At 59.8% G+C, this 23,652-nt stretch carries 30 protein-coding genes; 10 read left to right on the top strand and 20 right to left on the bottom strand.

The features are described 5' to 3' along the window. Window positions 1–215 precede the first annotated feature (215 nt). Window positions 216–536: a hypothetical protein gene (locus tag LAB08_RS13190; RefSeq protein ID WP_096511785.1), complete on the top strand. Its 321-nt coding sequence runs from the start codon at window positions 216–218 to the stop codon at window positions 534–536. Between the two features lie 82 nt (window positions 537–618). Here the strand turns inward: LAB08_RS13190 and LAB08_RS13195 are convergent, their stop codons facing one another. Further along, window positions 619–2,319 carry an aspartate:alanine exchanger family transporter gene (locus tag LAB08_RS13195; RefSeq protein ID WP_096511784.1) on the bottom strand — a complete coding sequence of 567 codons (1,701 nt, stop codon included), beginning with the start codon at window positions 2,317–2,319 and terminating at the stop codon, window positions 619–621. A 192-nt stretch (window positions 2,320–2,511) separates the two neighbouring features. Here LAB08_RS13195 and LAB08_RS13200 point away from each other — a divergent pair, with 192 nt between their 5' ends. Both LAB08_RS13200 and LAB08_RS13205 read left to right on the top strand, forming a co-directional pair. Continuing rightward, window positions 2,512–4,200 (top strand): SulP family inorganic anion transporter, encoded by a 1,689-nt coding sequence (locus tag LAB08_RS13200; RefSeq protein WP_096511783.1) that lies wholly within the window; start codon window positions 2,512–2,514, stop codon window positions 4,198–4,200. A 149-nt stretch (window positions 4,201–4,349) separates the two neighbouring features. After that, on the top strand, window positions 4,350–5,015 hold the full coding sequence (locus tag LAB08_RS13205) for a M24 family metallopeptidase (protein ID WP_096511782.1): 666 nt from the start codon (window positions 4,350–4,352) through the stop codon (window positions 5,013–5,015). Window positions 5,016–5,027: 12 nt separating this feature from the next. On the opposite strand, the gene LAB08_RS13210 is transcribed toward LAB08_RS13205, so the two are convergent. Next, on the bottom strand, window positions 5,028–5,945 hold the full coding sequence (locus LAB08_RS13210) for a LysR family transcriptional regulator (protein WP_096511781.1): 918 nt from the start codon (window positions 5,943–5,945) through the stop codon (window positions 5,028–5,030). A gap of 156 nt (window positions 5,946–6,101) precedes the next feature. On the opposite strand from LAB08_RS13210, the gene LAB08_RS13215 reads away from it, so the two are divergent. The 3 genes from LAB08_RS13215 (at window position 6,102) to LAB08_RS13225 (ending at window position 8,566) form a co-directional block, all read left to right on the top strand. Beyond that, the gene (locus LAB08_RS13215; RefSeq protein ID WP_096511780.1) at window positions 6,102–6,542 is read left to right on the top strand and encodes a DoxX family protein; all 441 of its coding nucleotides are present in this window, start codon (window positions 6,102–6,104) and stop codon (window positions 6,540–6,542) included. Window positions 6,543–6,615: 73 nt separating this feature from the next. Next, a complete protein-coding gene (locus LAB08_RS13220) occupies window positions 6,616–7,539 on the top strand; it encodes an NADP-dependent oxidoreductase (RefSeq protein ID WP_096511779.1) in 924 nt (307 codons plus the stop codon). A 127-nt stretch (window positions 7,540–7,666) separates the two neighbouring features. Continuing rightward, entirely contained in the window at window positions 7,667–8,566 is a 900-nt protein-coding gene (locus tag LAB08_RS13225) for a pirin family protein (protein ID WP_096515413.1), read from the top strand. A gap of 47 nt (window positions 8,567–8,613) precedes the next feature. Here LAB08_RS13225 and LAB08_RS13230 read toward each other — a convergent pair whose 3' ends face one another. From LAB08_RS13230 to LAB08_RS13240, 3 genes are all read right to left on the bottom strand, one after another. Next, window positions 8,614–9,057 carry a hypothetical protein gene (locus LAB08_RS13230; RefSeq protein WP_254007529.1) on the bottom strand — a complete coding sequence of 148 codons (444 nt, stop codon included), beginning with the start codon at window positions 9,055–9,057 and terminating at the stop codon, window positions 8,614–8,616. Between the two features lie 351 nt (window positions 9,058–9,408). After that, a complete protein-coding gene (locus tag LAB08_RS13235) occupies window positions 9,409–9,609 on the bottom strand; it encodes a hypothetical protein (RefSeq protein WP_096511778.1) in 201 nt (66 codons plus the stop codon). A 103-nt stretch (window positions 9,610–9,712) separates the two neighbouring features. Further along, window positions 9,713–10,549, bottom strand: coding sequence for an NAD(P)H-binding protein (locus LAB08_RS13240; RefSeq protein WP_096511777.1), 837 nt, complete (start codon window positions 10,547–10,549; stop codon window positions 9,713–9,715). Between the two features lie 177 nt (window positions 10,550–10,726). Between LAB08_RS13240 and LAB08_RS13245 the strand changes: the two genes are divergently transcribed. Continuing rightward, the gene (locus LAB08_RS13245; RefSeq protein WP_096511776.1) at window positions 10,727–11,392 is read left to right on the top strand and encodes a TetR/AcrR family transcriptional regulator; all 666 of its coding nucleotides are present in this window, start codon (window positions 10,727–10,729) and stop codon (window positions 11,390–11,392) included. Between the two features lie 45 nt (window positions 11,393–11,437). On the opposite strand, the gene LAB08_RS13250 is transcribed toward LAB08_RS13245, so the two are convergent. The 8 genes from LAB08_RS13250 to LAB08_RS13285 form a co-directional block, all read right to left on the bottom strand. Further along, the gene (locus LAB08_RS13250; RefSeq protein WP_096511775.1) at window positions 11,438–11,722 is read right to left on the bottom strand and encodes a hypothetical protein; all 285 of its coding nucleotides are present in this window, start codon (window positions 11,720–11,722) and stop codon (window positions 11,438–11,440) included. Window positions 11,723–11,930: 208 nt separating this feature from the next. After that, window positions 11,931–12,161, bottom strand: coding sequence for a hypothetical protein (locus LAB08_RS13255; protein ID WP_008055683.1), 231 nt, complete (start codon window positions 12,159–12,161; stop codon window positions 11,931–11,933). Window positions 12,162–12,243: 82 nt separating this feature from the next. After that, window positions 12,244–12,465: a hypothetical protein gene (locus tag LAB08_RS13260; RefSeq protein WP_096511774.1), complete on the bottom strand. Its 222-nt coding sequence runs from the start codon at window positions 12,463–12,465 to the stop codon at window positions 12,244–12,246. Between the two features lie 72 nt (window positions 12,466–12,537). Continuing rightward, the gene (locus LAB08_RS13265) at window positions 12,538–13,557 is read right to left on the bottom strand and encodes a DNA topoisomerase IB (RefSeq protein WP_096511773.1); all 1,020 of its coding nucleotides are present in this window, start codon (window positions 13,555–13,557) and stop codon (window positions 12,538–12,540) included. Window positions 13,558–13,646: 89 nt separating this feature from the next. Next, entirely contained in the window at window positions 13,647–14,726 is a 1,080-nt protein-coding gene (modC, locus tag LAB08_RS13270; RefSeq protein ID WP_096511772.1) for a molybdenum ABC transporter ATP-binding protein, read from the bottom strand. A 3-nt stretch (window positions 14,727–14,729) separates the two neighbouring features. Then, a complete protein-coding gene (gene modB, locus LAB08_RS13275) occupies window positions 14,730–15,410 on the bottom strand; it encodes a molybdate ABC transporter permease subunit (protein WP_096511771.1) in 681 nt (226 codons plus the stop codon). After that, window positions 15,411–16,178, bottom strand: a complete 768-nt coding sequence (gene modA / locus LAB08_RS13280) for a molybdate ABC transporter substrate-binding protein (RefSeq protein WP_096511770.1) — start codon at window positions 16,176–16,178, stop codon at window positions 15,411–15,413. Between the two features lie 237 nt (window positions 16,179–16,415). Then, entirely contained in the window at window positions 16,416–17,480 is a 1,065-nt protein-coding gene (locus tag LAB08_RS13285; protein WP_096511769.1) for an NAD(P)H-dependent flavin oxidoreductase, read from the bottom strand. A gap of 206 nt (window positions 17,481–17,686) precedes the next feature. Between LAB08_RS13285 and acuI the strand changes: the two genes are divergently transcribed. Continuing rightward, complete coding sequence (acuI, locus tag LAB08_RS13290; RefSeq protein WP_096511768.1) at window positions 17,687–18,670, top strand: acrylyl-CoA reductase (NADPH); 984 nt, start codon at window positions 17,687–17,689, stop codon at window positions 18,668–18,670. Between the two features lie 120 nt (window positions 18,671–18,790). On the opposite strand, the gene ada is transcribed toward acuI, so the two are convergent. From ada to LAB08_RS13315, 5 genes are all read right to left on the bottom strand, one after another. Further along, on the bottom strand, window positions 18,791–19,858 hold the full coding sequence (gene ada / locus LAB08_RS13295) for a bifunctional DNA-binding transcriptional regulator/O6-methylguanine-DNA methyltransferase Ada (RefSeq protein WP_096511767.1): 1,068 nt from the start codon (window positions 19,856–19,858) through the stop codon (window positions 18,791–18,793). A gap of 87 nt (window positions 19,859–19,945) precedes the next feature. Then, entirely contained in the window at window positions 19,946–20,611 is a 666-nt protein-coding gene (gene alkB / locus LAB08_RS13300) for a DNA oxidative demethylase AlkB (RefSeq protein WP_096515409.1), read from the bottom strand. Between the two features lie 5 nt (window positions 20,612–20,616). Continuing rightward, window positions 20,617–21,321 carry a 2OG-Fe(II) oxygenase gene (locus tag LAB08_RS13305; RefSeq protein WP_096511766.1) on the bottom strand — a complete coding sequence of 235 codons (705 nt, stop codon included), beginning with the start codon at window positions 21,319–21,321 and terminating at the stop codon, window positions 20,617–20,619. A 148-nt stretch (window positions 21,322–21,469) separates the two neighbouring features. Then, the gene (locus LAB08_RS13310) at window positions 21,470–21,640 is read right to left on the bottom strand and encodes a hypothetical protein (protein WP_095194899.1); all 171 of its coding nucleotides are present in this window, start codon (window positions 21,638–21,640) and stop codon (window positions 21,470–21,472) included. Between the two features lie 35 nt (window positions 21,641–21,675). Next, window positions 21,676–21,978, bottom strand: coding sequence for a DUF1883 domain-containing protein (locus tag LAB08_RS13315; protein WP_057400164.1), 303 nt, complete (start codon window positions 21,976–21,978; stop codon window positions 21,676–21,678). 213 nt (window positions 21,979–22,191) lie between these two features. Here LAB08_RS13315 and LAB08_RS13320 point away from each other — a divergent pair, with 213 nt between their 5' ends. Together LAB08_RS13320 and LAB08_RS13325 are read left to right on the top strand one after the other, a co-directional pair. Continuing rightward, window positions 22,192–22,548, top strand: a complete 357-nt coding sequence (locus LAB08_RS13320; RefSeq protein WP_096511765.1) for a hypothetical protein — start codon at window positions 22,192–22,194, stop codon at window positions 22,546–22,548. Between the two features lie 74 nt (window positions 22,549–22,622). Next, window positions 22,623–22,853, top strand: a complete 231-nt coding sequence (locus LAB08_RS13325) for a hypothetical protein (RefSeq protein ID WP_096511764.1) — start codon at window positions 22,623–22,625, stop codon at window positions 22,851–22,853. A gap of 11 nt (window positions 22,854–22,864) precedes the next feature. On the opposite strand, the gene LAB08_RS13330 is transcribed toward LAB08_RS13325, so the two are convergent. Then, window positions 22,865–23,146 (bottom strand): hypothetical protein, encoded by a 282-nt coding sequence (locus LAB08_RS13330; protein WP_096511763.1) that lies wholly within the window; start codon window positions 23,144–23,146, stop codon window positions 22,865–22,867. A 258-nt stretch (window positions 23,147–23,404) separates the two neighbouring features. After that, window positions 23,405–23,593 (bottom strand): hypothetical protein, encoded by a 189-nt coding sequence (locus LAB08_RS13335; protein ID WP_096511762.1) that lies wholly within the window; start codon window positions 23,591–23,593, stop codon window positions 23,405–23,407. Window positions 23,594–23,652 lie beyond the last annotated feature (59 nt).

The raw sequence follows: 23,652 nt of genomic DNA on the forward strand, positions 1-23,652 counted from the left end.
ACCTTTGCCTCCGGTTACTCTTGGGCTGCACTCTGAAAGTGAAAGCGCTGACGCGCCGATAGTTTTCGTACCAGCCCCTGAGGTCACACCGCCGCTGGTCGGCGACTTGCGATAGACACTGTAGAAAAAAACTCTCGTGCCGATATCCGCGGTGCAAGGCCTGAACATGTCCGGCCTACACCTGAGCGAACGAGCACATTAGTGAGGAAGCAGTGATGGTTGACCCGCATGAAACGATGGGCAGTGTCGGACAGATCGCTGCCGAGCGCGATGCCCTGCAACAGCGCCTGGACAAGGCTGATTGCGCGGCTCATGAGCTTCAGAGGCAACTGGACCTGGCAAAGACGCTGATGACCCGTCTGTTGGCGGCGAGTTACGCATCGACCGGCAAACCTTCCGCGCCCCTGACAAACTGGGGGCTAAATGAGATCGATGTTGTCGAACGGGAAATGGCCTGCTTTTTGAATCCTGTCAATGAGGCGGGCGGCCGGTTCGACTCCGGCTTTGGGCACCATGAATATCAAGGGCTTGCATGAGAAACCTCATGCAAGCCTTCATTTTTTTGGCTCTGTAAATTATTTCTTCCCGATCCCTTGCCCACCGTCCTGGCTTGATATTTCAGGCGGCGAAAACCATGGCAAAGTAGCCGAAGACGGTGAGCAGGATTCCCGACACTGCGAACGCCACCGGAAACCCCACCCAGGGTGCGCTGCTGCCGATCTCGGCGGCTGCCTCGCGGCATGGACCGGAGTGGCTTCGGGCCCCGGCCATGCCGCCCATCAACACGGCTGGATTGATTTTCATCAGGTGGTAACCAATCACCCAAACGGCGATAGGTGGCAGCAGGCAGCCGAAGAACCCCACTGTGAAGATCTGCACGGCGAGGGTGCCGGTGAGTTGATTCAATAGGGTGGCGCCGGCGTTGATGCCGACGATAGCAACGAATACCAGCAGGCCGATGTCCTCAAGGATGTTGCGTGCGGCATTGGGCGTGTTGCCGAAAAAACGCAAGCGTGACGACAGCGACGAAATGATGATCCCCGACACCATCAAACCGCCCGCGTTTCCCAGGCCCACGGCAGCGCCAAAGGCGGGAAACTGGATAAGGCCGATCAGCAGGCCCAGGGTCATGCCGATGAACAAGGTCAGCAAGTCAGTCACGGTGCTGGGACGGGCGATGAGGCCGAAACGTTCGCCAGCCTGTTGCACGGCGCTGGTCAGGCCTGTGACAAACAATACGTCACGGCGCTGCAATTGGGTCTCCGGACCCACTGGCAGGGGGACGCCACCGCGCTCAAGGCGGGTCAGTTGAAGCTGGCCGGCCAGGCTTTCCCCGCGGAACTCTTTGAGTTTCCTGCCGATGACGGCCTTCTCTGTCACCAGAATTTCCGCCTGGTCCAGCACCACGCCTAGTGCCTTGGGATCATCGACTTCCGGACCTATCACCCCAATGTTGGCAGTAAGGTCCTTGTGCGTACCGCCCAGGGCGATGACGTCTCCTGGCTGCAGTTGAATGAGTGAGTCGGCCCCAATCGAATCATCACCGCGTCGCACATTGACGATGCGGTACTCCGGGAAGCGACCGCGAAATTCCTGGATGGTCAGGCCGGCGGTTCCGGGGTTATCGAGGCGGTAGGCGCGCAAACCGAAGGCTGTGTATCCGTTCAGGCCCATGTCTTCGACTTCATGAATGCCATGCTCGGCTTCATAGCTGCGCGCTGCGGCTTTTGCATCGACGCCCCACCAGCGAGGCATGTATTTGCACATCAGGACGATGCCGATCGTTCCCCACAAATAGGTGATGCCATAACTCAGCGTAATCATTGCCGATACGTCCGCAGCGGTGGTGCCAGGTGGGAGCTTGACAGCCCCCGAGGCCACCGCCTGTTCGGCCGAACCGATGGCCGAAGACATGGTAGTTGCGCCTGCGAGTATTCCCCCGGCGGCTCCGGTCGGGAGTTGAAACAGCCGCGTACCTGCCACCACCACGACAAGACTGAGGACACTGCAAATAACCGCCAGCAGGGTGAACTTCAGTCCATCCCCTCTGAGACTGTTAAGGAACGAGGGACCGACCCGCAAGCCAACGCCATACATGAACAGATAGTAAAAGAGGTTCATGGTGAACGTGTCGACCTTGAAGGTAACGCCATACAGGGATCCTGTGATGGCGACCGTACACCCGACGAGGATGGCCGCGGCGACCATGCCCAAACCGTAGCCTTTGAGGGTGATGCGCCCGATCAGTACCGCAAGGCTGACGACCCCGAACAACAGCATGTAAGGGTTTGTATCGAGAAACGTGAACAATGCCTGCACGTATTGATCTCCTTGCGCATACCGTCAGTGGATCGCAGTAAGGAAAAATCGGTGCTGTTGTCACTTTTACGATCGCGTCTGATGCAATCTAGCAGCCAGAGGTCATTCATGCTCGGGCGGTAATCTTTCAAGGCGCATGGGACCGCATTCGATCATACACTTCAGGAGACAGCCACTCGCCTGGAGGCAGTGATGAATCTTCAAATCCAGCGTGCACTGCGTAGTTGGCCGGTGTTGAATTGGCTCGGCAGTTACCAGCGTAGTTGGCTCAAAGGCGATGTCATCGGCGGTCTGACGGCAGCAGCGGTGGTGATCCCCAAGGCCCTGGCCTACGCCACGATTGCCGGCCTGCCGGTGCAGGTCGGGCTCTACACCGTGCTGGTGCCAATGGCAATCTATGCGGTGCTCGGCACGTCACGCCCCCTCAGTGTCAGTACCACCACCACGCTGGCTATTTTGGCCGGTTCTGCACTGGCTCAGGTCAGCCCCTCCGCCGATCCCGCCGACCTGCTGGTGACTTCTGCTACGTTGACCTTGCTGGTGGGTGCGATTCTGACGCTGGCGGGGGTGCTGCGCCTGGGTTTCGTGGCAAGTTTCATTTCGGAACCCGTGCTGGTCGGCTTCAAGGCCGGCATTGGCATCGTCATCGTGCTTGACCAACTGCCTAAACTCTTGGGTCTTCATTTTGAAAAAGGCGGTTTTTTTCATAATCTGCTGGCAACAGCGGTCAATATTCCCCAGGCATCGCTGCCCACTGTCGTGGTGGGCGTGACCACGGTGTTGCTACTGATCGGCATGAAGCGCTACACACCGCGAGTGCCCGCACCGTTGGTGGCGGTCGCGTTCGGGTTGGCGGCCATGAGCCTGCTGGGCCTGGGTGATTACGGCGTGTCCTCGGTAGGCAATGTGCCTACTGGATTGCCCGTCCTGACGTTGCCTGACGGGTCGTTGTTAAACGCACTCTGGCCGTCGGCGGTAGGGATTGCCCTGATGAGTTTTACCGAGACCATTGCTGCTGGACGCGCCTTTGCCCGTAGCGACGAGCCCGTGCCACAGCCGAACCGCGAGCTGGTGGCGACGGGAATCGCCAACATCGGTGGCGCATTTTTCGGTGCCATGGCCGCCGGTGGCGGCACCACCCAGACGGCGGTCAATCGCCTGGCTGGGGCCAATTCGCAGCTGGCGAGCCTGGTGACCGCCGCGTTGGCGCTCGGCACCTGTCTGTTACTGGCGCCTTTCATTGGCCTGATGCCAAATGCCACGCTGGCCGCGGTGGTGATCGTCTATTCCGTAGGCCTGATAGAGCCAGCCGCCTTTCGCGAAATCCTGGCAGTTCGCCGCACCGAGTTTCTCTGGGCCGTGGTGGCCACGGCCGGGGTCATGTTGCTGGGCACCCTGCAGGGCATTGTGGTGGCGATCATCGTCTCGCTATTGGCGCTGGCCTATCAGGTTTCCGATCCACCGGTACACGTGCTGGGCCGCAAACCTGGCACCAATGTGTTCCGCCCCGGAAGCGACGAGCATCCGAGGGACGAAGTCTTTGCCGGGTTGCTGATGCTGAGGCCGGAGGGGCGCATCTTCTTCGCCAATGCCGAACATATCAGCACGAAAGTCCAGGCGGCGATCGTCGCGAGCGAACCCAAAATCGTGGTGTTTGATTTTCGCAGCGTATTCGATCTGGAGTACACCGCACTGAAGATGCTGGATGCGGCGGACCGGCGCTTGCAGGAGCATGGCATTTCTCTGTGGCTGGTGGGGATGAGCCCCAGCGTGCAGGCCATGGTGATGCATTCGCAAATGGGGCGGGCCATGGATGAGCAACAGCGCCTGTTTCTCAATCTGGAGCAGGCGGTGGCGTACTACCAGGCGCTGGGTGACTGATTGTAAAGGGCCGCCTGCGGGCTAATGCCATTCCGTCGATTTCCCCGAGCCCGACTGGCCGTGGTCACGCTTTATCTTTGATATGGGGTGTCGCAATATATAAAGCTACATAGCGCGTGGCCTGCGCTTTCTTACCAAGGGAATGAATGATGAGCACGGTCTTGAGCAGCAAAGAAGCAGTAGGTGAGCGTTACGAACTGGAAACGATGCGTCACGCACAGCAGATGACCTGGAAGGCCATTGATCAGATCGCCCGGGTCATCACGCCCGGTATGCGCGAATCCGAGGCGCAGTCGCGCGGCAAAGAGATCCTGGCGGAACTGGGTATGGACCGGATCTGGCACCCGCTGCTGATCCGCTTCGGGACCAACACGCTCAAGACCTTCAAGCAGCGCTCCGATGGCGATCCCGAGCTGGGGGCCGAAGACATTTTCTTCATCGACTTGGGCGTGGTGTGGCAAGGGCATGAAGGCGATGCCGGCGCGACGTTCACCACGGGTTCAGATCCGGAAATGATCGCCTGCGCGGCGGCAGCCAAGGAGCTGTTCAAGCGGGTCGAAAGCTTCTGGCGCAGCGAGCGGGTTACCGGCGTGGCGCTTTACGACTTTGCAGCCACGCAAGCACAGGTCATGGGCTGGACGCTCAACCTCGACATCAAGGGGCACAGGGTCAGCGATTTCCCCCATGCGATTTACCGGGGTGGCGACCTCGGGGATCTGGATCAACACCCGAACACCGGCCTGTGGATTCTGGAAATTCAGCTTGCCCACCCCGAGCGTCCCTTTGGCGCGTTCTACGAAGACTTGCTCATCTGAACGAAGACACTTTCAAACCGGGGCATCCGGCACCGAGCCTTGTTGCACGAAGCGGTCGATCAACCACCTTGCCGCCGGACCCGGTGGCAGGTCCGTGCGGTAGATGACGTCGAAGCAATATTGGCCGCTTTTGTACTCCGGAATGTTCAGCTGCACGAGCCGGCCGCTCTCCAGATCCTCCTGGACCATTGGCGCCGGCATGTTCCCCCAACCGATGCCTTCACGCAGCAACATGTGCTTGGCGCCCAGATCCGCCAGGCGCCAGGTGCGGTTGCTGAGCACGGCGAAATCCTTATCTTTGGTCAGGCGCGAGCGGTCGGACAATACCAGTTGCGTGAACTCTCGCCCGGCGCCTGGAACGTTCGAGTCGCTGGAAGCCAGCGGATGATTCGGCGCCGCCACCGGAATCAACTCGACGCTGCCGACGCCAATTCTTTCGATCCCGTCGATGCCTTCGTTCATCGGCCCGCTGACGCCGACAATGGCACCACGGTTGATCACCAGTTCCGTCACGGCGCCGAGGGCTTCCATGTGCAAGTGCAGGGCAACCGTGGGGAATTCTTCCCGAAAGGATTTGAGTGCGTCCACCACGCGCTCCGGGGGAAGCATCACATCGAGCACTACGTGAACTTCAGCTTCAAGCCCCTGAAGCAGTCCCTTCACTTTGGCGCGCAAACCATGGATGCCGTTGGCAATGGTTCTGGCTTCGGCCAGCACGGTGCGGCCGGCATCGGTGAGCTGGGGTTTGCGGGTGGTCTGACGGTCAAACAACGACACGCCGAGCTGCGTTTCGAGGTTGGCAATCGAGTAGCTGATGACCGAAGTGGCCCTGTGCAGCTTTCTGGCCGCCGCTGCAAAACTGCCGACCTCAACAACGGTCAGGAACACGCGCAGTTGGTCGAGCGTCGGTGTTCCGGGATCAGAAATCATGGGATTGAACTCTCCTTCGATGATGCGAGTTACTTGCCTATTTACTCGAACCTAATGATCTAAATTAGTCGTCTATTCAGATTAGATGTCAAGGTGCAAGATTTCTTCACAGCAGCGATTCATGGCGAATCGCGCAAACTTTGAAGGAAATACCTCATGACCACTTCTGCAAACATCGCTCAATCCACCGCCTCAGAGCAGAGCCGTTCCGACGTGACCCAGGCCTCGGCTTCGTTGATCGGCCGCGTACTGCTCAGCGCAATCTTCATTCTCTCCGGTTTTTCGAAACTTGCCGCGCCCGCGATGATGGTTGGCTACATCGGTTCGGTAGGGCTTCCACTTCCGCAACTGGCGCTGGCGTTGGCGATCGTTGTTGAGATCGGTGGTGGCCTGGCCTTGATCGCTGGCTACCGCACCCGCAGCGTCGCCGCAGTCCTGGCCGTGTTCAGCGTGTTCACCGCACTGGCGTTCCACAACGCGCTGGGCGATCAGAACCAGTTCATCCACTTCTTCAAGAACATCGCGATGGCCGGTGGCCTGCTGCAAGTCGTGGCCTTCGGCGCCGGTCGCTTCAGCCTCGACGCCCGCCGTCGTTGATACCCCCGCGCTGCGAAGGCCGGTCCCTCGCAGCGCAGTGTTTTCTCCCTTCTTTTCAATAGTCGAGACCTCCATGAAAGCCATACGCGTGTACGAATACGGCAGCCCTGAAGTTTTACGTCTGGAAGACATCGCAGACCCGGTGGCCGGTGTTGGTGAAGTGCTGATCGATGTCGCCGGAGCCGGGGTCAACCCGATTGACTGGAAGATCCTGTCCGGTGCCATGAAAGGGTTCATTCCTCTGCCGTTGCCTTTCACCCCGGGGGTTGAAGTGGCGGGTACCGTGATTGCGCTGGGGCAGGGCGTCACTGAGTTCAGCATGGGTGATGAAGTGTTCGGCTTCATCAATATTGTCGGCGGTTATGCCACCAAAGCCGTCGCCCAGGTTTCAAAGCTGGCCGTGAAGCCGCACTCGCTCAGCTTGTTACAGGCCAGTGCTGTGCCTGCAACCGCACTGACGGCGTGGCAGGCACTCACTGAACATGCGGGCGTGCAACGGCGGCAGAAAGTGTTGATCCACGCCGCGGCCGGTGGTGTAGGCAGCATGGCCGTGCAGATTGCCAAGTACCTGGGCGCTGAAGTCTACGCAACGGCCTCCGCGGACAATCATGCTTATCTGAAAGACCTCGGTGCTGACTACATCATCGACTACAGGACCCAGGCATTCGACGAGCAGGTGTCCGGCGTCGATGTCGTACTGGATCTGGTCGGCGGCGACACACAAACCCGTTCGTTCAAGGTACTGAAAAGAAACGGTGTGCTGGTCTCGCCGGTGAGCCTGCCGAACATGTCGCTGGCCAACGACTATGGCGTGACCCCCGCCAATTTCGCCACCCGTTCCGATGGCCGACAGCTCTCGCTCATTGCCGAACTGTTCGACAAGGGCCACCTCACGGTCGACGTCGAGGCATACCCGTTGAGTGAGGCGAAAGTGGCGATCGAGAAAAGCATGGGCCGTCATTTACGGGGCCGGCTTGTCCTCGATACAACCCGGTAAGTCGTCGCCGGGTATTCCTGTCTCTGGTGGACGAGTGCAATCCAATTGTGCCGACTTATCAAGTAATCGGCCTGGACCGATTGTGTGGAACATCGAGCCGAACGGCTGCCAACTTGGAGTAATCATGATGCCTTTTCAGCAACAACCTCAGATCGGTATACGGGACACCGCTGCTCACCGGGCCATCCGTTACCGCACCACCGGCAGTGGGCATGGCGCGATTGTCCGGCTGATGAGCCCCTCGGACCTGGGCCATCTGGTCAAGCCTTTTGTGTTCCTTGACCTGTTTGAAGGCGAGAGTTCATTCATCAACGGCATGCCGATGCACCCGCATTCGGGCATCGCCACGGTCACGGTCATTACCGAAGGTAATTTGCGTTTTGAGGATGCCGAGTCGGGGACGGGGATGATTGACTATGGCGGTGTTGAATGGATGCGCGCGGGTGGCGGGGTCTGGCATGGCAAGGAAATGTCGGTCGGTACCTCAAGGCGCATTCAAGGTTTTCAACTGTGGGTGGCACTGCCACCTGCGTTGGAAAACGCCACCGTCGACAGCCAATACCTGGAGTCAAGCGTGATGCCGCAAGTGGGGCCGGCACGTGTGATTCTGGGTTCCTATCTGGGTGTCCAAAGCCCGGTCCGTGCTCCCGCTGGCATGAACTATCTGCTGGTCACACTACCTGCCGGAGAATCCTGGAGCTATGTTCCGCCCGAAGGGCACGAGTCGTTGTGGTTGAGTGTCAGTCGCGGATCCCTTTGCGCTCCGGAGAGGGTCCTGGCGGGAGAAATGGTCATTTTCGAACCCGGTAGCGGCACCGTTACGCTCAAGGCCATGCACAACGATACTGTCTTCGTGATCGGCTCCGCGCAGCCTCATCCTTATGATCTTGCGTTGGGTAACTACTCGGTGCATACCAACCCGCAAGCCTTGCGTGCGGGGGAGGCGAAAATTGCCGAGATTGGTGCACGGCTGCGTGACTACCTGAAAAAACCCAACCCGTCAGCGAGCGTGCCGGTTTTCAAGTAACCCGAGCGTCCGGCTTCGTTGTTTCACATTTTAAGGTTCGGCCTACATCATTCACACGCAGTGCTGACGGCTTTCTCGGCGCGCTGGATTTCCAGTTTCACGTCAGTCGTTATCCGCTGCTCCTTCAACTGTTGCCCAAGGAAGGGCTGGTCGCCCCGGGATTTCACTTCCGCATCCGTGGCGGCCACCTGCGCCTGGACTGTGGCGGAGTGCTCCGTGATGACAGCCTCCACTTCCTCGTTGGTTTTAGCGGTATCCAGCGCATTGATGAGTTTGCCCACCTCGGCCTTTTCCGCTTCGGCGTAGCCTTCGACGGACAAACCGGTTGCCATGGCCCGTGCCTCGATCTCTACGGTCTTGAGATGCTCTTGCGCCACTTTGCACAACTCTTCCTGCCGCCGATTCTTGCTGGCCTCCCACGTGCTGAACCCGTAAGTCACGGCAGCCAAAAGGGTCACGATGACGGTCGTGCCAATCAATTTGCCTTTCACGTTCACGTATCCTCAAAAGGCAAGGGAAAAGGAATGGTCGTAAGATTCTGTCCAAGACTGAAAAGACTAGCCCAGGATGCGCGGGGAGGGTTACTCATCAAATCGCGGGCGAGAAAAAAACGGGTGCGCACCGAAGATTATAAGGGCTGGGACGCGCGGTGGTAATGCTCAGCCATCGGTGTCGCGATCCTATTGGTTTGCGAATGGGCACCGGAGTTTGAGTCTTGCGGGCGAAGGGGGGCGTTGGAAGATTGGCGAGGAGAAAAGGTGCTGCGCGTCTGGTGAGTGGAAAAAAGAAAAGCCCGGTGTTGAACCGGGCTTTTGAGCACGAGCAGTGTTGCTTTAGCCGATTCAACCGCCAATACCCGGTTCAGTCTTGCGTCGATCGCTGCCGTGAGGGTTGCCGCTGTTGATCAGCCGCCTTTCCAGCAAAATATTTTGCAGGGCCTCACGGTCTGACGGGGTCAGTTGATGCTCTCGCTCCTTGAGTTCGAGCAGGATCGGGCTGGACCACTGGCGATAGGTTTGTTCGGCACTACGAATGGATGACATTGCTTCCTCCTTATCAGGCTCCTGCCAATAAAGGCACCGCAGTTCGATACGAAGGACACCCTAGTCGAGGAAGTCGAATGTCGCCAATGCAGTACGTCGGCACTCAACCGTGAAGGTTCCAGATCCCCGTTGCCGCCGCGCGCCGGACATAATCGGAAAAGTCTCGCGCCGGCCGCCCCAGTGCGCGTTGGACCCCGTCGGTAACCGGTGTGTTGCGGCCGTCGAGTACCGTGGTGAACAGATACAACACCAGGTCGATCAACTCAGCCGGCAGTTGCTCCTGCTCCAATGCCTGGCGATAGGCGTCCGGCGGCACCGCCAGGAATCCGATATCGCGATCCGTCGCGCGGGCGATTTCGGCGACGGCTTCGGCAAAGGTCAGTGCCCGTGGTCCGGTCAGTTCATAGAGCTGGCCTGAGTGCCCGGATCGGGTCAGCGCGGCGACTGCGATTTCGGCGATGTCTTCCACATCGACAAAAGGCTCGGCGATGTCGCCGACGGGCAGCGCCAGTTCTCCTTGCAGGATCGGTTCGAGAAAGTGCCCTTCACTGAAGTTCTGACAGAACCAGCTGGCACGCAGGATGGTCCAGTCGATACCGCTGTTCTGCACCACACGCTCGGCCTGCTGCGCTTCTATCTCACCGCGACCGGATAACAACACCAACTTGCCGACACCGCTGTTCACCGCCTGGTCGGTGAACGCCTGGATCGTCTCAAGGGCGCCAGGCACGGCGATGTCCGGCTGAAAGGAAATGTACGCGGCTTGAACACCTTCAAGGGCAGCGGCCCAGGTCGACCGGTCTTCCCAGTCGAAAGGTGGAGTGGCGCTGCGGGAGCCAAGGCGCACGTTCCGGCCGGCTGCTTCGAGCCGCTTTACGATGCGCCGTCCGGTCTTGCCCGTGGCGCCGAGAATCAGAAGGGTCTGCTGGTTGCTGTTCATCGCGTTCATCTCCATTGGTAATGTGAGTGATGCTCATGTTTAAAAGATGATAGACCCTCATGTTTTGCGGTCAATCCATGGAAAGAACAACCCGACGTATGGCGATGACCTATTGGGTACCCCCATGGCGGGTGCTAAGGTGAGTCAGTGTCATGTTTATTGATCGGGAGTCCGGCCGTGCCCAAGAAGACCAGCGAAGTGCTAGAACAGGCTGTTGCAGAGCCGATTCGACGCAATCCCACGCAGCAACGCAGCCGCGAACGCCAGGAGCGCATCCTCGCCGTGGCGACGGAGCTGATCGCAACCAAGGGCAGCGATCAGCTCAAGATGAGTGAAATTGCCGAGCGCTCCGAAATCTCCATCGGCTCCCTTTATCAGTACTTCCCCGACAAGAGTGCGGTCATACGCACGTTGGCCGAACGCTACAACGCCGAAAGCCGTCGCTGTATCGAAGAAGCCTTGGGGGCGGTCGAGGATGTGCCAGGGTTGCAAGCCGCCTATTCAGACTTGCTCGATCAGTACTATGAGATCGTGTTGGCGACCCCGGCGATGCGTGATATCTGGTCCGGCATGCAGGCCGACAAACACCTGCTGGCGCTGGAGTTGGAGGAGAGTCGAAATGCCGGCGGGTTACTGGCCGAGACGATGCTGAGGGTGTATCCGCACAGCGATGCAGTGCAGGTCCGGGAGTCCGCATTTCTGATCTGGCACCTGGGCGAGGCGACCATGCGCCTGGCGATCTCTTGCGCGCCCGGGGAAGGGCGCGGATTGGTCGAGGCCTTCAAACGCATGTCATTGCGCGAGATCCTGCAGCCAGGGTGCGTGAACGCAACGATTGAGTAGCCTCAGGTGGCCGGGTCGGCACAACCCAGCCCCCGAAGCCTTTGGCTAAACGTAGGGTTGGCCGGTAAAACCACGGGGCAATCTTTGCAACCCGGGCAGGGCGATCAGGCGCTCGGTCCAGGCCTGGCGCCAGTCAGCAACGGTTTGGGTGGCTTTGGCTTTGCGTGCGGCGCGCCGTGCAGCGTTGCGTTGGGCTTTGCGCGCCTCTTTGTACACTTCGGTGTTTCGGCAGCTTCGGCATTTGACCCGGTTGAGTTCGCGGGTCGAAGTGAGGTTGTTGCCTTTGTGACCGCAGGCCAGGTGCCCGCTGACTTTGAAGTGAGTAACCATTGGGACGTCTCCTCGTGACGTGTGATCGTTGGACCTCACACGGTGGGTGACGTTCGTTGCGTGCCTGGCGCAAAAAAAAATCCCGGCGCTTGGCCGGGTTGGGGGGAGAACATGAATAGAGCGGGCAGGCACTCACTCGGTGACAACAATGTCGCCGATCATGCCTGCGCTGTCAGACCCTGTCTTCGCATCGACTGTCCGCAACGACTCATCTGAACCGTGGCAGTGGTGGATCGACAGGTTTGAGCGACGACAGGGTATTACGGATCAGCGGCGTATCCTTCTCGATGTCGTTCAGGCGATCGCGAATCCTGAGGGCAGTCGGATGTCCGCCTTGGTGATCGACCCAATCGGCGATTTCCTTGCATGCCGCGGCCAGGCGAACCTGACGGGAATCGAGCAGGGTGAGCAGGGTGGTGATGGACTCTTTTTCGGACATGGGAAACACCTCCGTTCAAGACACCTGGCAGGACATTTCAGCCCTCTTCAGTATAGACCCGTAAAAGGCACGCGAGAACTCATCAGCCTTCTCGGGCCGTTACTTGTGACCTGGCATTCAGCTGGCGGCAGACGCGTTTGGCGTCGTCTTCAAGTTCGTAGCCGTCACCGATGAAACCGTTGGTGCGGGTATCGTTTATGCGGTACCAAACGGCAGCCTCGGGGGGTGGATGACCGGTTTCTCCGGCTCGGCGGCCATGAATGATGATCTTGTTACAACGCTTCACGACGAAAATGTCTTCCATGGCTTCACCGCAGCTGACTCGTGTACAGATCAACTATAGAAGTCATTTGTAATCGTGCAAAAAATAGGCAAGTCAATTCGTCGGTTCAGACGCCAGTTTCTCCAGCAACATCGCCAGCCCGACCTCTTCGGCCCGCAAGCCTTTACGCGTTCTTGGCCGGGGCAGATCGGCCAGTGCGCCCAGATGAAAGCACTCGAGCACCGCCGGATGGATATAGCATTTGCGGCACACCGCCGGGGTATTGCCCAACTGCCGGGCGACGTTTTTCACCATCTCCACCACATGCCGTTTCGCCTCCGATTCCGGTTGCCACTGCAGTTTGCGCAACACCGCCAGCGCCAGGGCACTGCCGGCCCAGGTGCGGTAGTCCTTGGCGGTGAAGTCGGCACCGGTCAGGGTTTGCAGGCAGGTATTAACGTCAGCGGATGTGATGGTGTGTCGCTCGCCGTTTTCATCGAGGTATTGGAAGAGATCTTGCCCGGGGATGTCCTGGCAACGCTTGATAATCCGCGCCAGGCGCCTGTCCTTCACGGTGATCTGATGTTCGACACCGCTTTTGCCGCGAAACTGGAACCGGATCGCACTGCCGTTGATCTCCACATGACGGCTGCGCAAGGTGGTCAGGCCGTAGGAGCGGTTGTCCCGGGCGTATTGGGTGTTGCCGACACGGATCAGCGTGGCATCGAGCAAGGTGATGACAGTGGCCATGACCTTGTCGCGGCTGAAGCCCGGTGCTGCCAACAAGGCCTCCAGCTGTTTACGCAGTTTCGGCAGGGCCAGGCCGAAATCCCGCAGGCGTGAGTACTTGTCGCTGTCGCGCACTTCGCGCCAGCGCGGATGGTAACGGTACTGCTTGCGACCGCGCGCGTCGCGGCCGGTGGCTTGCAGATGCCCGCGCGGGTCGGCGCAGATCCATACGTCGGTGTAGGCCGGCGGCACTGCGAGTGCGTTGATGCGCTGGATTTCGGCAGGATCGGTAATCCGCTGACCGGTCGGGTCGAAATAGCCGAACTTGCCACGCAGTTTCCTGCGGGTGATTCCGGGCCGGGTGTCATCGACGTAATGCAGGTCGGGTGGCAGCGCATCGGGCATGGTGATCTTCCTGAGCGAGGAATCCGGGGTCGTTACAGCCATTGACCCCAGGCCACCGCAGTCGTGCCAGCGCCGTTAAACCCCTATTGCTAGGCCAGTACCGCCACGGCCTTGATCTGCGCCCAGAGCTGCTGACCGGGATGCACGTTCAACTGATCGCGGGAAAAGCGCGTAATGCGCGCCAGCAGTGGTGTGCCCGCCGCGTCCAGTCGTACCAGCACGTGGGCGGCGTTGTCGGCACCCAGTTCACTGACCACGGTGACCGGCAGGCGATTGAGGATGCTGCTGTGTTCGGCGCTGTGCAGGCTCAGGCTCACATCCCGCGCCTGAACCTTGCAGCGCAACGCCTGGCCCGGCGCCATCGGCGTGTGTGGCACGCGAATGCTCAGGGCTGTGTCGGGCAGTGCCAGGGTCAGCAATTGGTAATCGCTGTCATAACGGCTGACGCGGCCTTCGATGACCACGCCGGCGTCATCACCCAGTGCCAGCGGCAGGTCGAGGCGAGCCAGGGTCTGTCCGATAGGACCGCTGGCGAGCGCCTTGCCGTCGCTGAGCAGGACGATATGGTCGGACAGTCGCGCGACTTCATCCTGGGAGTGGCTGACGTACAGCACCGGAATGTCCAGTTCATCGTGCAGCCGTTGCAGGTAAGGCAGGATTTCGCCTTTGCGTTTGGCGTCCAGCGCGGCCAGCGGCTCATCCATCAACAACAGTTTCGGGCTGGTGAGCAGGGCGCGGGCGATGCCGATGCGTTGCCGTTCACCGCCCGACAGGTGTTGTGGATGGCGATCGAGCAGGTGGCCGATGCCCAGCAGCTCGGTCGCGTGGGCCATGTCGACCCGGCGCTGGTGTTTCGGGATGCGTTTGAGGCCGAATTCCAGGTTGGCCAGCACCGACAGGTGCGGGAACAGACTGGCTTCCTGAAACACGTAACCCAGGGCGCGCTTGTGCGGCGCGACGAAAATGTTCTTGTCGCTGTCCTGCCAGATTTCGTCGTTGACCTGGATAAACCCCCGCTCGGCCCGTTCCAAACCCGCGATGCAACGCAGGCAGGTGGTCTTGCCCGAACCGGAGTGACCGTAGAGCGCGGTGACGCCGCGACCGGGCAACTGTAAATCGACATCCAGGGCGAACCCCGGATAACTCAACTTCAGGCGTGTTTGAATCATCGATCAGCTCCAGCCCGCTTTGGTTTTTCGGCTGGAGTACAGCGCCAGCAATACCGCAAAGGAGAACACCAGCATCGCCGCCGCCAGCCAATGGGCCTGGGCGTATTCCATGGCTTCGACGTGATCGTAGATCTGCACCGAGACCACGCGGGTCTTGTCGGGAATATTGCCGCCGATCATCAGCACCACGCCGAATTCGCCGACGGTGTGGGCGAAACCGAGGATGGCTGCGGTAATGAAGCCGGGGCGGGCCAGGGGCAGGGTGACGCTGAAAAAGGTGTCCCAGGGATTGGCGCGCAAGGTCGCGGCCACTTCCAGCGGGCGAGTGCCAATGGCGGAAAAGGCGTTCTGCAGGGGCTGGACCACGAACGGCATCGAGTACAGCACCGAACCGATGACCAACCCCGCGAAACTGAAGGTGAGGGTGCCGAGCCCCAATGACTGGGTGAAATGGCCGATGAACCCGTTAGGGCCGAGCGCCAGCAACAGATAAAACCCGATCACGGTGGGCGGCAGCACCAGGGGCAGGGCGACGATCGCCCCGACCGGACCGCGCCACCAGGATGAGGTGCGCGCAAGCCACAACGCCAGCGGAGTGCCGATCAACAACAGGATGACGGTCGTAAGGGACGCCAGTTTCAGGGTCAGCCAGATGGCGGAAAAATCGGCACTCGTGAGCGACATTTAGAGTTGGTAACCGTAGGACTTGATGACAGCAGCGGCTTTTGGTCCCTTGAGGTAGTCAACCAGCGCCTTGGCGGCCGGATTGTCCTTGCCCTTGTTGAGAATCACCGCGTCTTGTTTGATCGGGTCATGCAGGTTGGCCGGAACGATCCAGGCCGAACCGCTGGTGACTTTGCCGTCTTTGTAGATCTGCGACAAGGCGACGAAGCCCAATTCGGCATTGCCGGTGGATACGAACTGGTAGGCCTGGGTGATGTTCTGGCCTTCAACGATCTTGTCCTTGACCTTGTCGGTCAGGCCTTGCCTGGCCAGTACCTGGGTCGCCGCCAGGCCATAAGGCGCGGCTTTCGGGTTGGCGATGGACAGGTGTTGGTACTGGTTGTCGCTCAGCACTTTGCCCTTGGCATCGACGTAACCTTCCTTGGCCGACCACAGTGCCAGGGTGCCAATGGCGTAGGTGAAGCGCGAGCCCTTGACGGTGTCGCCTTCCTTTTCCAGTTTTTCCGGGGTGGTGTCGTCCGCCGAGAGGAACACTTCGAACGGTGCGCCATTTTTGATCTGGGTATAGAACTGACCGGTCGCACCGAACGAAGTCACCAGTTTATGCCCGGTATCTTTTTCGAAATCGGCGGCAATCGCCTGAATCGGCGCGGTGAAGTTGGCGGCGACGGCCACCTGGACTTCATCGGCCTGGGCAGAGCCGAAGGCGAACACGGCTATCAAAGTCGCCAGGCAAGTAGGGGCAAAACGTGAGGCACGAATGGTCATGAAACGGCTCCGTTATAAGCAGATGATGCGAGGGGGTGATTCGTTATATATACGAATATATAGCGAAATGCCTGCGAACGGAACTTGCCTGATCTGGGGTGAGAGGTCTCATCATTGTGGGTGTGTTCTTGTGGCGAGGGAGCTTGCTCCCGTTCGGCTGCGAAGCAGTCGCAAGCTTTTGGGGCCGCTTCGCGACCCAGCGGGAGCAAGCTCCCTCGCCACAGGGTTTTGGCAGATTCAGCGGCGAAGCAATTTCGCCAATCCTTCCTCGGCCAGTCGCCGGGTCAGTTCTGCGGTCGTCAATTCAACCCCCAGCGTGAATGCCTGCCCGGCCCAGAGGTTGCTGAAGTCCGCTTCGCCTTTGGCCCGCAATGGCATTAGCGCGCCACCCGCCAGAGGAAAGGCCGGTGCCTTGGCGTTCATCGGTCCGAGTTCGCGCATCACCCGATTGAGAATCCCCCGTGCCGGGCGCCCGGTGAACAGGTTGGTGACGGCCGTCTCGCTTTCCTTCGCGGTACGCAACGCCTTGTGATGCGACGCACTGACCTTGGCTTCCGGCGTGAACAGATACGCCGTGCCGACTTGTACCGCCGAAGCCCCCAGCATGAACGCTGCTGCAACGCCGCGCGCATCGGCAATGCCGCCAGCGGCGATCACAGGCACTTTCACCGCATCGACAATCTGTGGCACCAGGGCGAAGGTGCCGACCTGGCTGCTCAGGTCATCGCTGAGAAACATCCCGCGGTGTCCGCCCGCTTCGTAGCCCATGGCGATGATCGCGTCGCAGCCATGCTGCTCCAGCCACAGGGCTTCTTCGACCGTGGTGGCCGAGGACAGCACTTTTGCCCCGGTGGCCTTCACCCGATCCAGTAGGGACTTTTCCGGCAGGCCAAAGTGGAAACTCACCACTTGCGGGCGCAATTCCTCGATCACTTCGCAGCTTGCGGCATCGAACGGCGCACGATTGGACACCGGTGTCGGTGCATCGAAGTCGACACCCAGTTCGTGGTAGTAGGGTTCCAGCAGATGCTTCCAGTCTTTCGCACGTTGCTCGTCGGCGGGTGGCGGTTGATGGCAGAAGAAGTTGACGTTGATCGGGCGCTGCGTGTGTTGACGGATGGTTTTCAGCTCTTCGCGCAATTGCTCGATGCTCAGCATCGCTGCCGGCATGGAGCCCAGGCCGCCGGCATTGCTGGCCGCGATGACCATGGAAGAGAGGGTGGCGCCAGCCATTGGGGCCTGGATGATCGGCAGCTCGATCCCGAGCAGGTCAAGAATGCGGGTGTCTGGCCATTGACTCATTTTGGGTGCTCTCCGATGTTGAAACCGGGCAAGGACGATCAGGATTTGTAGCAGCATGATTGGCCCAAGGCCAGTCATGTTTGTCTGCCGGCGCAGGCGTTATTAGCTCCGCTGGTTTTATGTATTGGCTTAAAGTCGTGTACGGCATTTTTTTGCGATGTGGTATTTAAATCACACCATAACAGGTGAACCCTCCGGAGGCAGTCATGTTCCAAGGCATTTTGATCGACAAAGACGACAGCGGTTACCGAGCCACCCTGCAAGCGATCAGTGAGGATCAACTGCCCGAGGGCAACGTGACGGTGCGCGTGGCGTATAGCACGTTGAATTTCAAGGACGGCCTGGCGATCACCGGCAGCAGCCCGGTGGTACGCAAATTCCCGATGGTGCCGGGGATCGATCTGGCAGGGACCGTCGAGGTCAGCGGGCATCCGGACTACAAGGTCGGTGACCAGGTCCTGCTCAATGGCTGGGGTGTGGGCGAAGGGCATTGGGGTGGTCTGGCGCAAAAAGCGCGCCTGAATGGCGATTGGCTGATTCCGTTGCCCGAGGCATTTACCGCTGCGCAAGCCATGGCCATCGGCACCGCCGGTTACACGGCGATGTTGTGCATCCTGGCACTGGAGCATAACGGCGTGACACCCGAACAAGGCGAAGTGTTGGTCACTGGCGCCAACGGCGGTGTGGGCAGTTTCGCCATCGCACTGTTGAGCAAGCTGGGCTACCGGGTGGTCGCGTCCACCGGCCGTACCTCGGAGCACGATTACCTCAAGCAGTTGGGCGCCAGCGAAATCATCGATCGCGCGACACTGTCCGAGCCGGGCAAACCCCTGGCCAAGGAGCGTTGGGCGGCGGTCATCGATTCGGTCGGCAGCCACACCCTGGCCAACGCCTGTGCCAGCACCAAGGCCAACGGCACCATCGCCGCCTGCGGCCTGGCCCAGGGCATGGATTTCCCGGCCTCTGTCGCACCGTTCATTTTGCGCGGCGTGACCCTGGCCGGCATCAACAGCGTGACGCAACCCAAAGCCAAGCGTGTGGAGGCGTGGCGTCGTCTGGCGCGAGATCTGGATTTCAATCTGCTGCCGCTGATCAGCCACGAAATCGGTTTAAGCGAAGCCATTGATGCGGCGCCGCGCTTGCTGGCCGGGCAATTGCGCGGGCGGGTAGTGGTGGATGTGAACCGCTGATTGGGCACTGAACCCTGTAGGAGCGAGCTTGCTCGCGATGGTCGTTAACGATTACGCGTAGTTATTGGTTCAACGCGGCGTTCTTGAGTCCATCGCGAGCAAGCTCGCTCCTACAAGGGATCAGGTGGTGCTTTCGCGCTCCAGCAATTGCCGTTTGCGCTCCACCCCCCAGCGATACCCCGACAGATTGCCATCGCTGCGCACCACGCGGTGGCAGGGGATTGCCACCGCCAGGCTGTTTGCGCCACAGGCTTGAGCGACGGCGCGAACCGCTTTCGGTGCGCCGATGCGCTGGGCGATATCGGCGTAACTCGCGGTACTGCCCACGGGAATCTCCCGCAAGGCTTGCCAGACCCGCTCCTGAAAGGCCGTGCCGCGCACGTCCAGCGGCAAGTCCAGGCCCAGGGCCGGGGCTTCGATAAAACCCACGACCCTGGCAATCAATTGCTCGAACGCTTGATCGGCGCCGATCAGATTGGCCCGGCGAAACTTGTCCTGCAGGTCGCAGACCAGTTGCTGAGGGTCGTCGCCCAACAGGATCGCGCACACCCCGCGCTCGCTTTGCGCCACCAGAATCGCCCCGAGGGAACACTGGCCGACGGCAAAACGGATGTCGTTGTTCTGGCCGGCAGCGCGGTAATCGGCGGGTTTCATGCCCAGCACCTGATCCGCTGCCTCATAGAAACGACTGTTGGAGTTGAAACCGGCGTCGTACAGGGCGTCCGTGACCGAGCTGCCATCGGCCAGCCGCTCCCGCACCCGACGTGAGCGGTGGGCCGCGGCGTAACCCTTGGGCGTCAGGCCGGTGACGGCCTTGAACACCCGATGGAAGTGAAAGCTGCTCAGGCCCGCGGTCTCGGCCAGTTCGTTCAGGGCGGGAAGCTCATCGGCGGTTTCGATCTGACGGCACGCGGCGGCCACGGTGGCGGCATGTTTTGCGGCCACGTCGCTCTGATCCTTCGCCGCGCGTTTGCTCGGACGATAACCCGCCGCTTGAGCCAACTCGGCGGTCTCGAAGAATTCGACATTCTGCGGTTTGGGCAAGCGCGCCAGGCTGCTGGGGTTGCAGTAGATCCCGGTGGTTTTTACCGCGTAGACAAACTGCCCGTCCGCCTGTGGATCGCGGGCGACCACAGCGGCCCAGCGTGGATCGTTTTCGGTGGTGATTTTTGTCGATTGGCTTGTCATGGCTATGCATCCGTTGACCCGTTTGCCGCAGATTAACCACTGGCCCGTACACCTACACTCCGGCGCTTGCGGTCAAACTCCGGGTTTTCACCTGGCGGTGCGAAAGGTGAAGTTGATCCGTTGTTCGCCCATGCGCGGATGCTGGCCGTCCTTGATGGGCAGGACGCCGTGATAACGCAAGCGATCGACTCCACCCCAGACCACGATGTCACCATGCAGCAACGGCACGCGTTGGCTCTTCTCGCTGCGCACGAAGCCGCCGAACAGGAACATGGCCGGCAACCCCAGCGACACCGAAACGATAGGCGCTGCGTAGGATTTTTCGTCTTTGTCCTGATGCAATGACATTTTCGCTCCGGGGATATAACGGTTGATCAGGCAGGAATCCGGCTCGAACGCCCTGAACCCCGCTTCCAGCGCCGCCGCTTGCGCCAGCTGGAAAAATACCTCGGGCATGGGCGGCCAGGGTTGGCCGGTCTGCGGATCGTTGCGGGTGTAGCGATAACCGCTGCGATCGGTGGTCCAGCCCCAGGTACCGCAGCTGCTTAAAGCCACCGACATGGTAAAGCCGCCTGGCGTGACCATCTGTCGAAACGGTGCCGCCGCCAGCACCGCTTCCAGCGCGGGCAGCAAGCGGTCCAGCCAGGGCAAAGCAAAGCCTCTCAAGACGCAGGATTGTTCGCCGATCCGCTCAATCCTGGGCTGCTGCTCGGGGTCGGTGTCGGCAAACAGGTCAAAGGTGGTCGGGTTCATGCTGGTCATGTCGCATCGTGAAAGATGATGCCAAGGGTATGCCGTTTTCCACTGTGCAGGCGACTGACGCCGTGGCGCAGGGTTACCCGGTAGTATCCGCGCACGCCTTTGACCGGGCGCTGGTTGACGGCAAAGATCAATCCGTCACCTTTTTTCAGGCCGATGACTTGCGGGCGCGACTGCATGCGCGGGCGCTGTTCGGTCAGCACGAATTCGCCACCGGTGAAATCATCACCGGGTTCTGACAGAAGAATCGCCACTTGCAGTGGGAAGACGTGTTCGCCGTACAGATCCTGATGCAGGCAGTTGTAGTCCTGTGGGCCGTATTGCAGCAACAACGGTGTCGGGCGTTCCTGACCGGCGGCATGACACCGTTCGAGGAAAGCGTCATGGCTTTCAGGGAAACGGTTCGGCAAACCCATCTGTTCATGCCAGCGATTGGCAATCGGCACCAGTCGCGGATAGAGCGCATGGCGTAACCGGGCCACGAGGTCCGGCAGCGGGTAGCGGAAATACTTGTATTCGCCGCGGCCAAAACCGTGACGGGCCATGATCACTTGCGAGCGAAAGGGTTCGGGTTGGGCGTACAAGGCGCTGATTTCATCGCACGCCTTGTGGCTCAACAGCGACGGGATGACCGCGCAGCCATCCTGGTCGAGTTGCTGTTCCAGCGTCGCCCAATCGAGACTGTCGAGGTATCGCCCGCTCATTGACGGGCCTCGCGGTCCCACGCTATCAATACGCGAAGGATGGGCATTGCTCTGACTCCTTGACCCAAGGGGGAAGTGGCCAGTCTAGGACGCGCCGAGGATGCGAACACTCCGGCGCTTGCGGTCGAATTTCAACGCCTGGATGGCGTTACAGCGCTTTGCTCACGCTGATTTCGCTGATGACGTCTTCGCCCTGGCCGTGCAAGGCGTCCAGCGCGGCCTTCGCTTCTTCCTCGGTGCCGTTTTCCAGCTGCGCGAATTCGAAGCGGCGTTCGCCGTTGAGTTTGTACTTGATGACGTATTTGGTCGTCTGAGCCACGGTCATACCTGCCTGTCTGTGTGCTTGAATGTCACTCAGCTCAGTTTCGAGCTGGAGCGGCGAATGATCTTGATCGAGTGGGTCAGGGTCGGTTTGCGGGTCACGCTGATTGCCCGGCGGTTGACCGTGTCGATGGTGATATTCCAGAAACCGGTGCTCGGCGCGGTGATGCGGGCCGGGAACGTGTCGAATGCGCCACCGTGGTAAGTGTGGCGGCCGCCGTTCTTGAAGCTGCGGAAGTTGGCGTCGTTCATCAGACGGATGTTGCACATCTGCGAGCATTGAATGACGACGATGTCGTCTTCATTGAGGTGCTCGCGCTGGTGGATAAATTTCATGGGCGCCTCCAGAAGGGCTTTTTCTACAAAATCAAAACGATAGCAGTGGGCAATTGGCGCAGTTTATCAGTCCGCAGGCGTTATTATCCGGCTGTCGAGGCCCGCTTTGACAATTAAAAGCGGTTATTCGGTGCCCGGTGGGCGATAAAATACAGTGGGCCCCGGAGAAAAACCGCATCTGCGCTGTCGGAGGGTCTTTATCGGAGGTTTCGTATGAAGTGGGGAGTGTGGGTATTGCCGTTGGCGTTGGCGATAAGTGGTTGCGCGACCGTCTCGGAGATCGACGCGTCGCTGCCCACCATGAACGTGATTTCAGGCAAGAAGCCCCATGAGTACGCGCAATGCTTGAGCGAGAAGCTCGCCAGCAGTCGCGGGGCCTTGCAAGTCGAACCGCAGAAAGACGGTGTGCGGGTGATCGTGCCGCAGAAGCTGTCGTCAGGGCCGGCGGCCGTATTCGATATTGAACAGCGCTCCGGCGGCAGCAGTATCAAACTCCATGAACGCATCTCCAACGTACCGTTGCGTCCTCGGGATGTACGCAATGCAGCGACCGAGTGCATTTCCGGCTGATAGACTACCGATATTCAAAACACCCATGCCGTCAAAGCAATGCTCTGGCGGCATTGTCATTTCTGGAGTCTGGCATGAAGCGCGAGCAAGTGCGGGAACGGCACGCAGAGGGTCTGATCTGTGCCACCCACGTCATACAAAATCCGGCGAATCCAGGGGAGTGGATCGTGTTTTTCAAAAAGAGCGCCGGACGCAGTTTTTTTCTGGTGGATGACAACGACGAAGTCGAATCCTTTTCTCGCCTGGACGATCTGGTCGAAACCGTGCGCGGCCTGGGGATCAAATTCGCCGAAATCCACATATAGGGCAGGGCACCTTACTTGCAGACCACCACCACGCTGCGGTTTTTGAAGTTGCCGACGTCGAGGCCCAGGGTTTTGTCACTCTCCTCGGGGGCTGGAGAGCCGTCGGTGCCAACGATGCGGTAGCCGGTGCCGGCACAAGACGCATCGGCCTTTTCATAGCAGGTCGCCCAGGAATTGGCTTCCCCGGAGCAATCGATGGCCAGGCCTTGTTCGCCGTTGTTCAGGTAAGTGGTTTCGGATGTTGCGCAGCCACTCAGGGCCAATACCGCAATCAGTGGCAAAAATCGGGTCATGTCGTTGTCGTCGTCAGTGGGGTGGGCAAAGCCTGTGACAGCGCCGCGGGCAAAAGGTTATAGCGAAAGGCCACTGTGGGAGCGAGCCTGCTCGCGAAAAACCTCCGAACAACGCGTTCATTCAGACAACGCGCGTTATTGTTGTCGTCCATCGCGAGCAGGCTCGCTCCCACAAAAAGGCCCGCAAGCCAGTCAAATTTTCATTTTCAGTGACCAGCATCATGCCTAGAGGCAGGGCTGTGGCGCGTAAGCCAAGGATCAGCTCTTGTCCTTGCCGCGTCGCTTGGGTTCCGGGTGTTCCAGTTCGAGCACCGACGCCACTTCGATCGCCATGGCTTCAGTCGGAAAAGGGCCGACGATATTTTCGCCCCCCGCATTGCCTATCCACCATTGGCCGTCTTTCGCTTTGTTGATCAGGTACCCGTTGACGCTTTTTGCTACCGACATCTATCTGCCTCGTTGGCTGGTTCAAATGCGCCATGATAGCGCCAAACACCCGCAACCGG

The sequence above is a fragment of the Pseudomonas izuensis genome (genome assembly GCF_002356535.2).
Classification (GTDB): Bacteria; Pseudomonadota; Gammaproteobacteria; order Pseudomonadales; family Pseudomonadaceae; genus Aquipseudomonas; species Aquipseudomonas izuensis.

What these genes read in the sequence shown, in the direction of transcription:
- LAB08_RS13190 (WP_096511785.1), top strand. Translation starts at nt 216, where the DNA reads ATGGTTGACCCGCATGAAACGATGGGCAGTGTCGGACAGATCGCTGCC.
- LAB08_RS13200 (WP_096511783.1), top strand. Translation starts at nt 2,512, where the DNA reads ATGAATCTTCAAATCCAGCGTGCACTGCGTAGTTGGCCGGTGTTGAAT.
- LAB08_RS13205 (WP_096511782.1), top strand. Translation starts at nt 4,350, where the DNA reads ATGAGCACGGTCTTGAGCAGCAAAGAAGCAGTAGGTGAGCGTTACGAA.
- LAB08_RS13210 (WP_096511781.1), bottom strand. Translation starts at nt 5,945, where the DNA reads ATGATTTCTGATCCCGGAACACCGACGCTCGACCAACTGCGCGTGTTC.
- LAB08_RS13215 (WP_096511780.1), top strand. Translation starts at nt 6,102, where the DNA reads ATGACCACTTCTGCAAACATCGCTCAATCCACCGCCTCAGAGCAGAGC.
- LAB08_RS13220 (WP_096511779.1), top strand. Translation starts at nt 6,616, where the DNA reads ATGAAAGCCATACGCGTGTACGAATACGGCAGCCCTGAAGTTTTACGT.
- LAB08_RS13225 (WP_096515413.1), top strand. Translation starts at nt 7,667, where the DNA reads ATGCCTTTTCAGCAACAACCTCAGATCGGTATACGGGACACCGCTGCT.
- LAB08_RS13235 (WP_096511778.1), bottom strand. Translation starts at nt 9,609, where the DNA reads ATGTCATCCATTCGTAGTGCCGAACAAACCTATCGCCAGTGGTCCAGC.
- LAB08_RS13240 (WP_096511777.1), bottom strand. Translation starts at nt 10,549, where the DNA reads ATGAACAGCAACCAGCAGACCCTTCTGATTCTCGGCGCCACGGGCAAG.
- LAB08_RS13250 (WP_096511775.1), bottom strand. Translation starts at nt 11,722, where the DNA reads ATGGTTACTCACTTCAAAGTCAGCGGGCACCTGGCCTGCGGTCACAAA.
- LAB08_RS13255 (WP_008055683.1), bottom strand. Translation starts at nt 12,161, where the DNA reads ATGTCCGAAAAAGAGTCCATCACCACCCTGCTCACCCTGCTCGATTCC.
- LAB08_RS13260 (WP_096511774.1), bottom strand. Translation starts at nt 12,465, where the DNA reads ATGGAAGACATTTTCGTCGTGAAGCGTTGTAACAAGATCATCATTCAT.
- LAB08_RS13265 (WP_096511773.1), bottom strand. Translation starts at nt 13,557, where the DNA reads ATGCCCGATGCGCTGCCACCCGACCTGCATTACGTCGATGACACCCGG.
- modC (WP_096511772.1), bottom strand. Translation starts at nt 14,726, where the DNA reads ATGATTCAAACACGCCTGAAGTTGAGTTATCCGGGGTTCGCCCTGGAT.
- modB (WP_096511771.1), bottom strand. Translation starts at nt 15,410, where the DNA reads ATGTCGCTCACGAGTGCCGATTTTTCCGCCATCTGGCTGACCCTGAAA.
- modA (WP_096511770.1), bottom strand. Translation starts at nt 16,178, where the DNA reads ATGACCATTCGTGCCTCACGTTTTGCCCCTACTTGCCTGGCGACTTTG.
- LAB08_RS13285 (WP_096511769.1), bottom strand. Translation starts at nt 17,480, where the DNA reads ATGAGTCAATGGCCAGACACCCGCATTCTTGACCTGCTCGGGATCGAG.
- acuI (WP_096511768.1), top strand. Translation starts at nt 17,687, where the DNA reads ATGTTCCAAGGCATTTTGATCGACAAAGACGACAGCGGTTACCGAGCC.
- ada (WP_096511767.1), bottom strand. Translation starts at nt 19,858, where the DNA reads ATGACAAGCCAATCGACAAAAATCACCACCGAAAACGATCCACGCTGG.
- alkB (WP_096515409.1), bottom strand. Translation starts at nt 20,611, where the DNA reads ATGAACCCGACCACCTTTGACCTGTTTGCCGACACCGACCCCGAGCAG.
- LAB08_RS13305 (WP_096511766.1), bottom strand. Translation starts at nt 21,321, where the DNA reads ATGAGCGGGCGATACCTCGACAGTCTCGATTGGGCGACGCTGGAACAG.
- LAB08_RS13315 (WP_057400164.1), bottom strand. Translation starts at nt 21,978, where the DNA reads ATGAAATTTATCCACCAGCGCGAGCACCTCAATGAAGACGACATCGTC.
- LAB08_RS13320 (WP_096511765.1), top strand. Translation starts at nt 22,192, where the DNA reads ATGAAGTGGGGAGTGTGGGTATTGCCGTTGGCGTTGGCGATAAGTGGT.
- LAB08_RS13325 (WP_096511764.1), top strand. Translation starts at nt 22,623, where the DNA reads ATGAAGCGCGAGCAAGTGCGGGAACGGCACGCAGAGGGTCTGATCTGT.
- LAB08_RS13330 (WP_096511763.1), bottom strand. Translation starts at nt 23,146, where the DNA reads ATGACCCGATTTTTGCCACTGATTGCGGTATTGGCCCTGAGTGGCTGC.
- LAB08_RS13335 (WP_096511762.1), bottom strand. Translation starts at nt 23,593, where the DNA reads ATGTCGGTAGCAAAAAGCGTCAACGGGTACCTGATCAACAAAGCGAAA.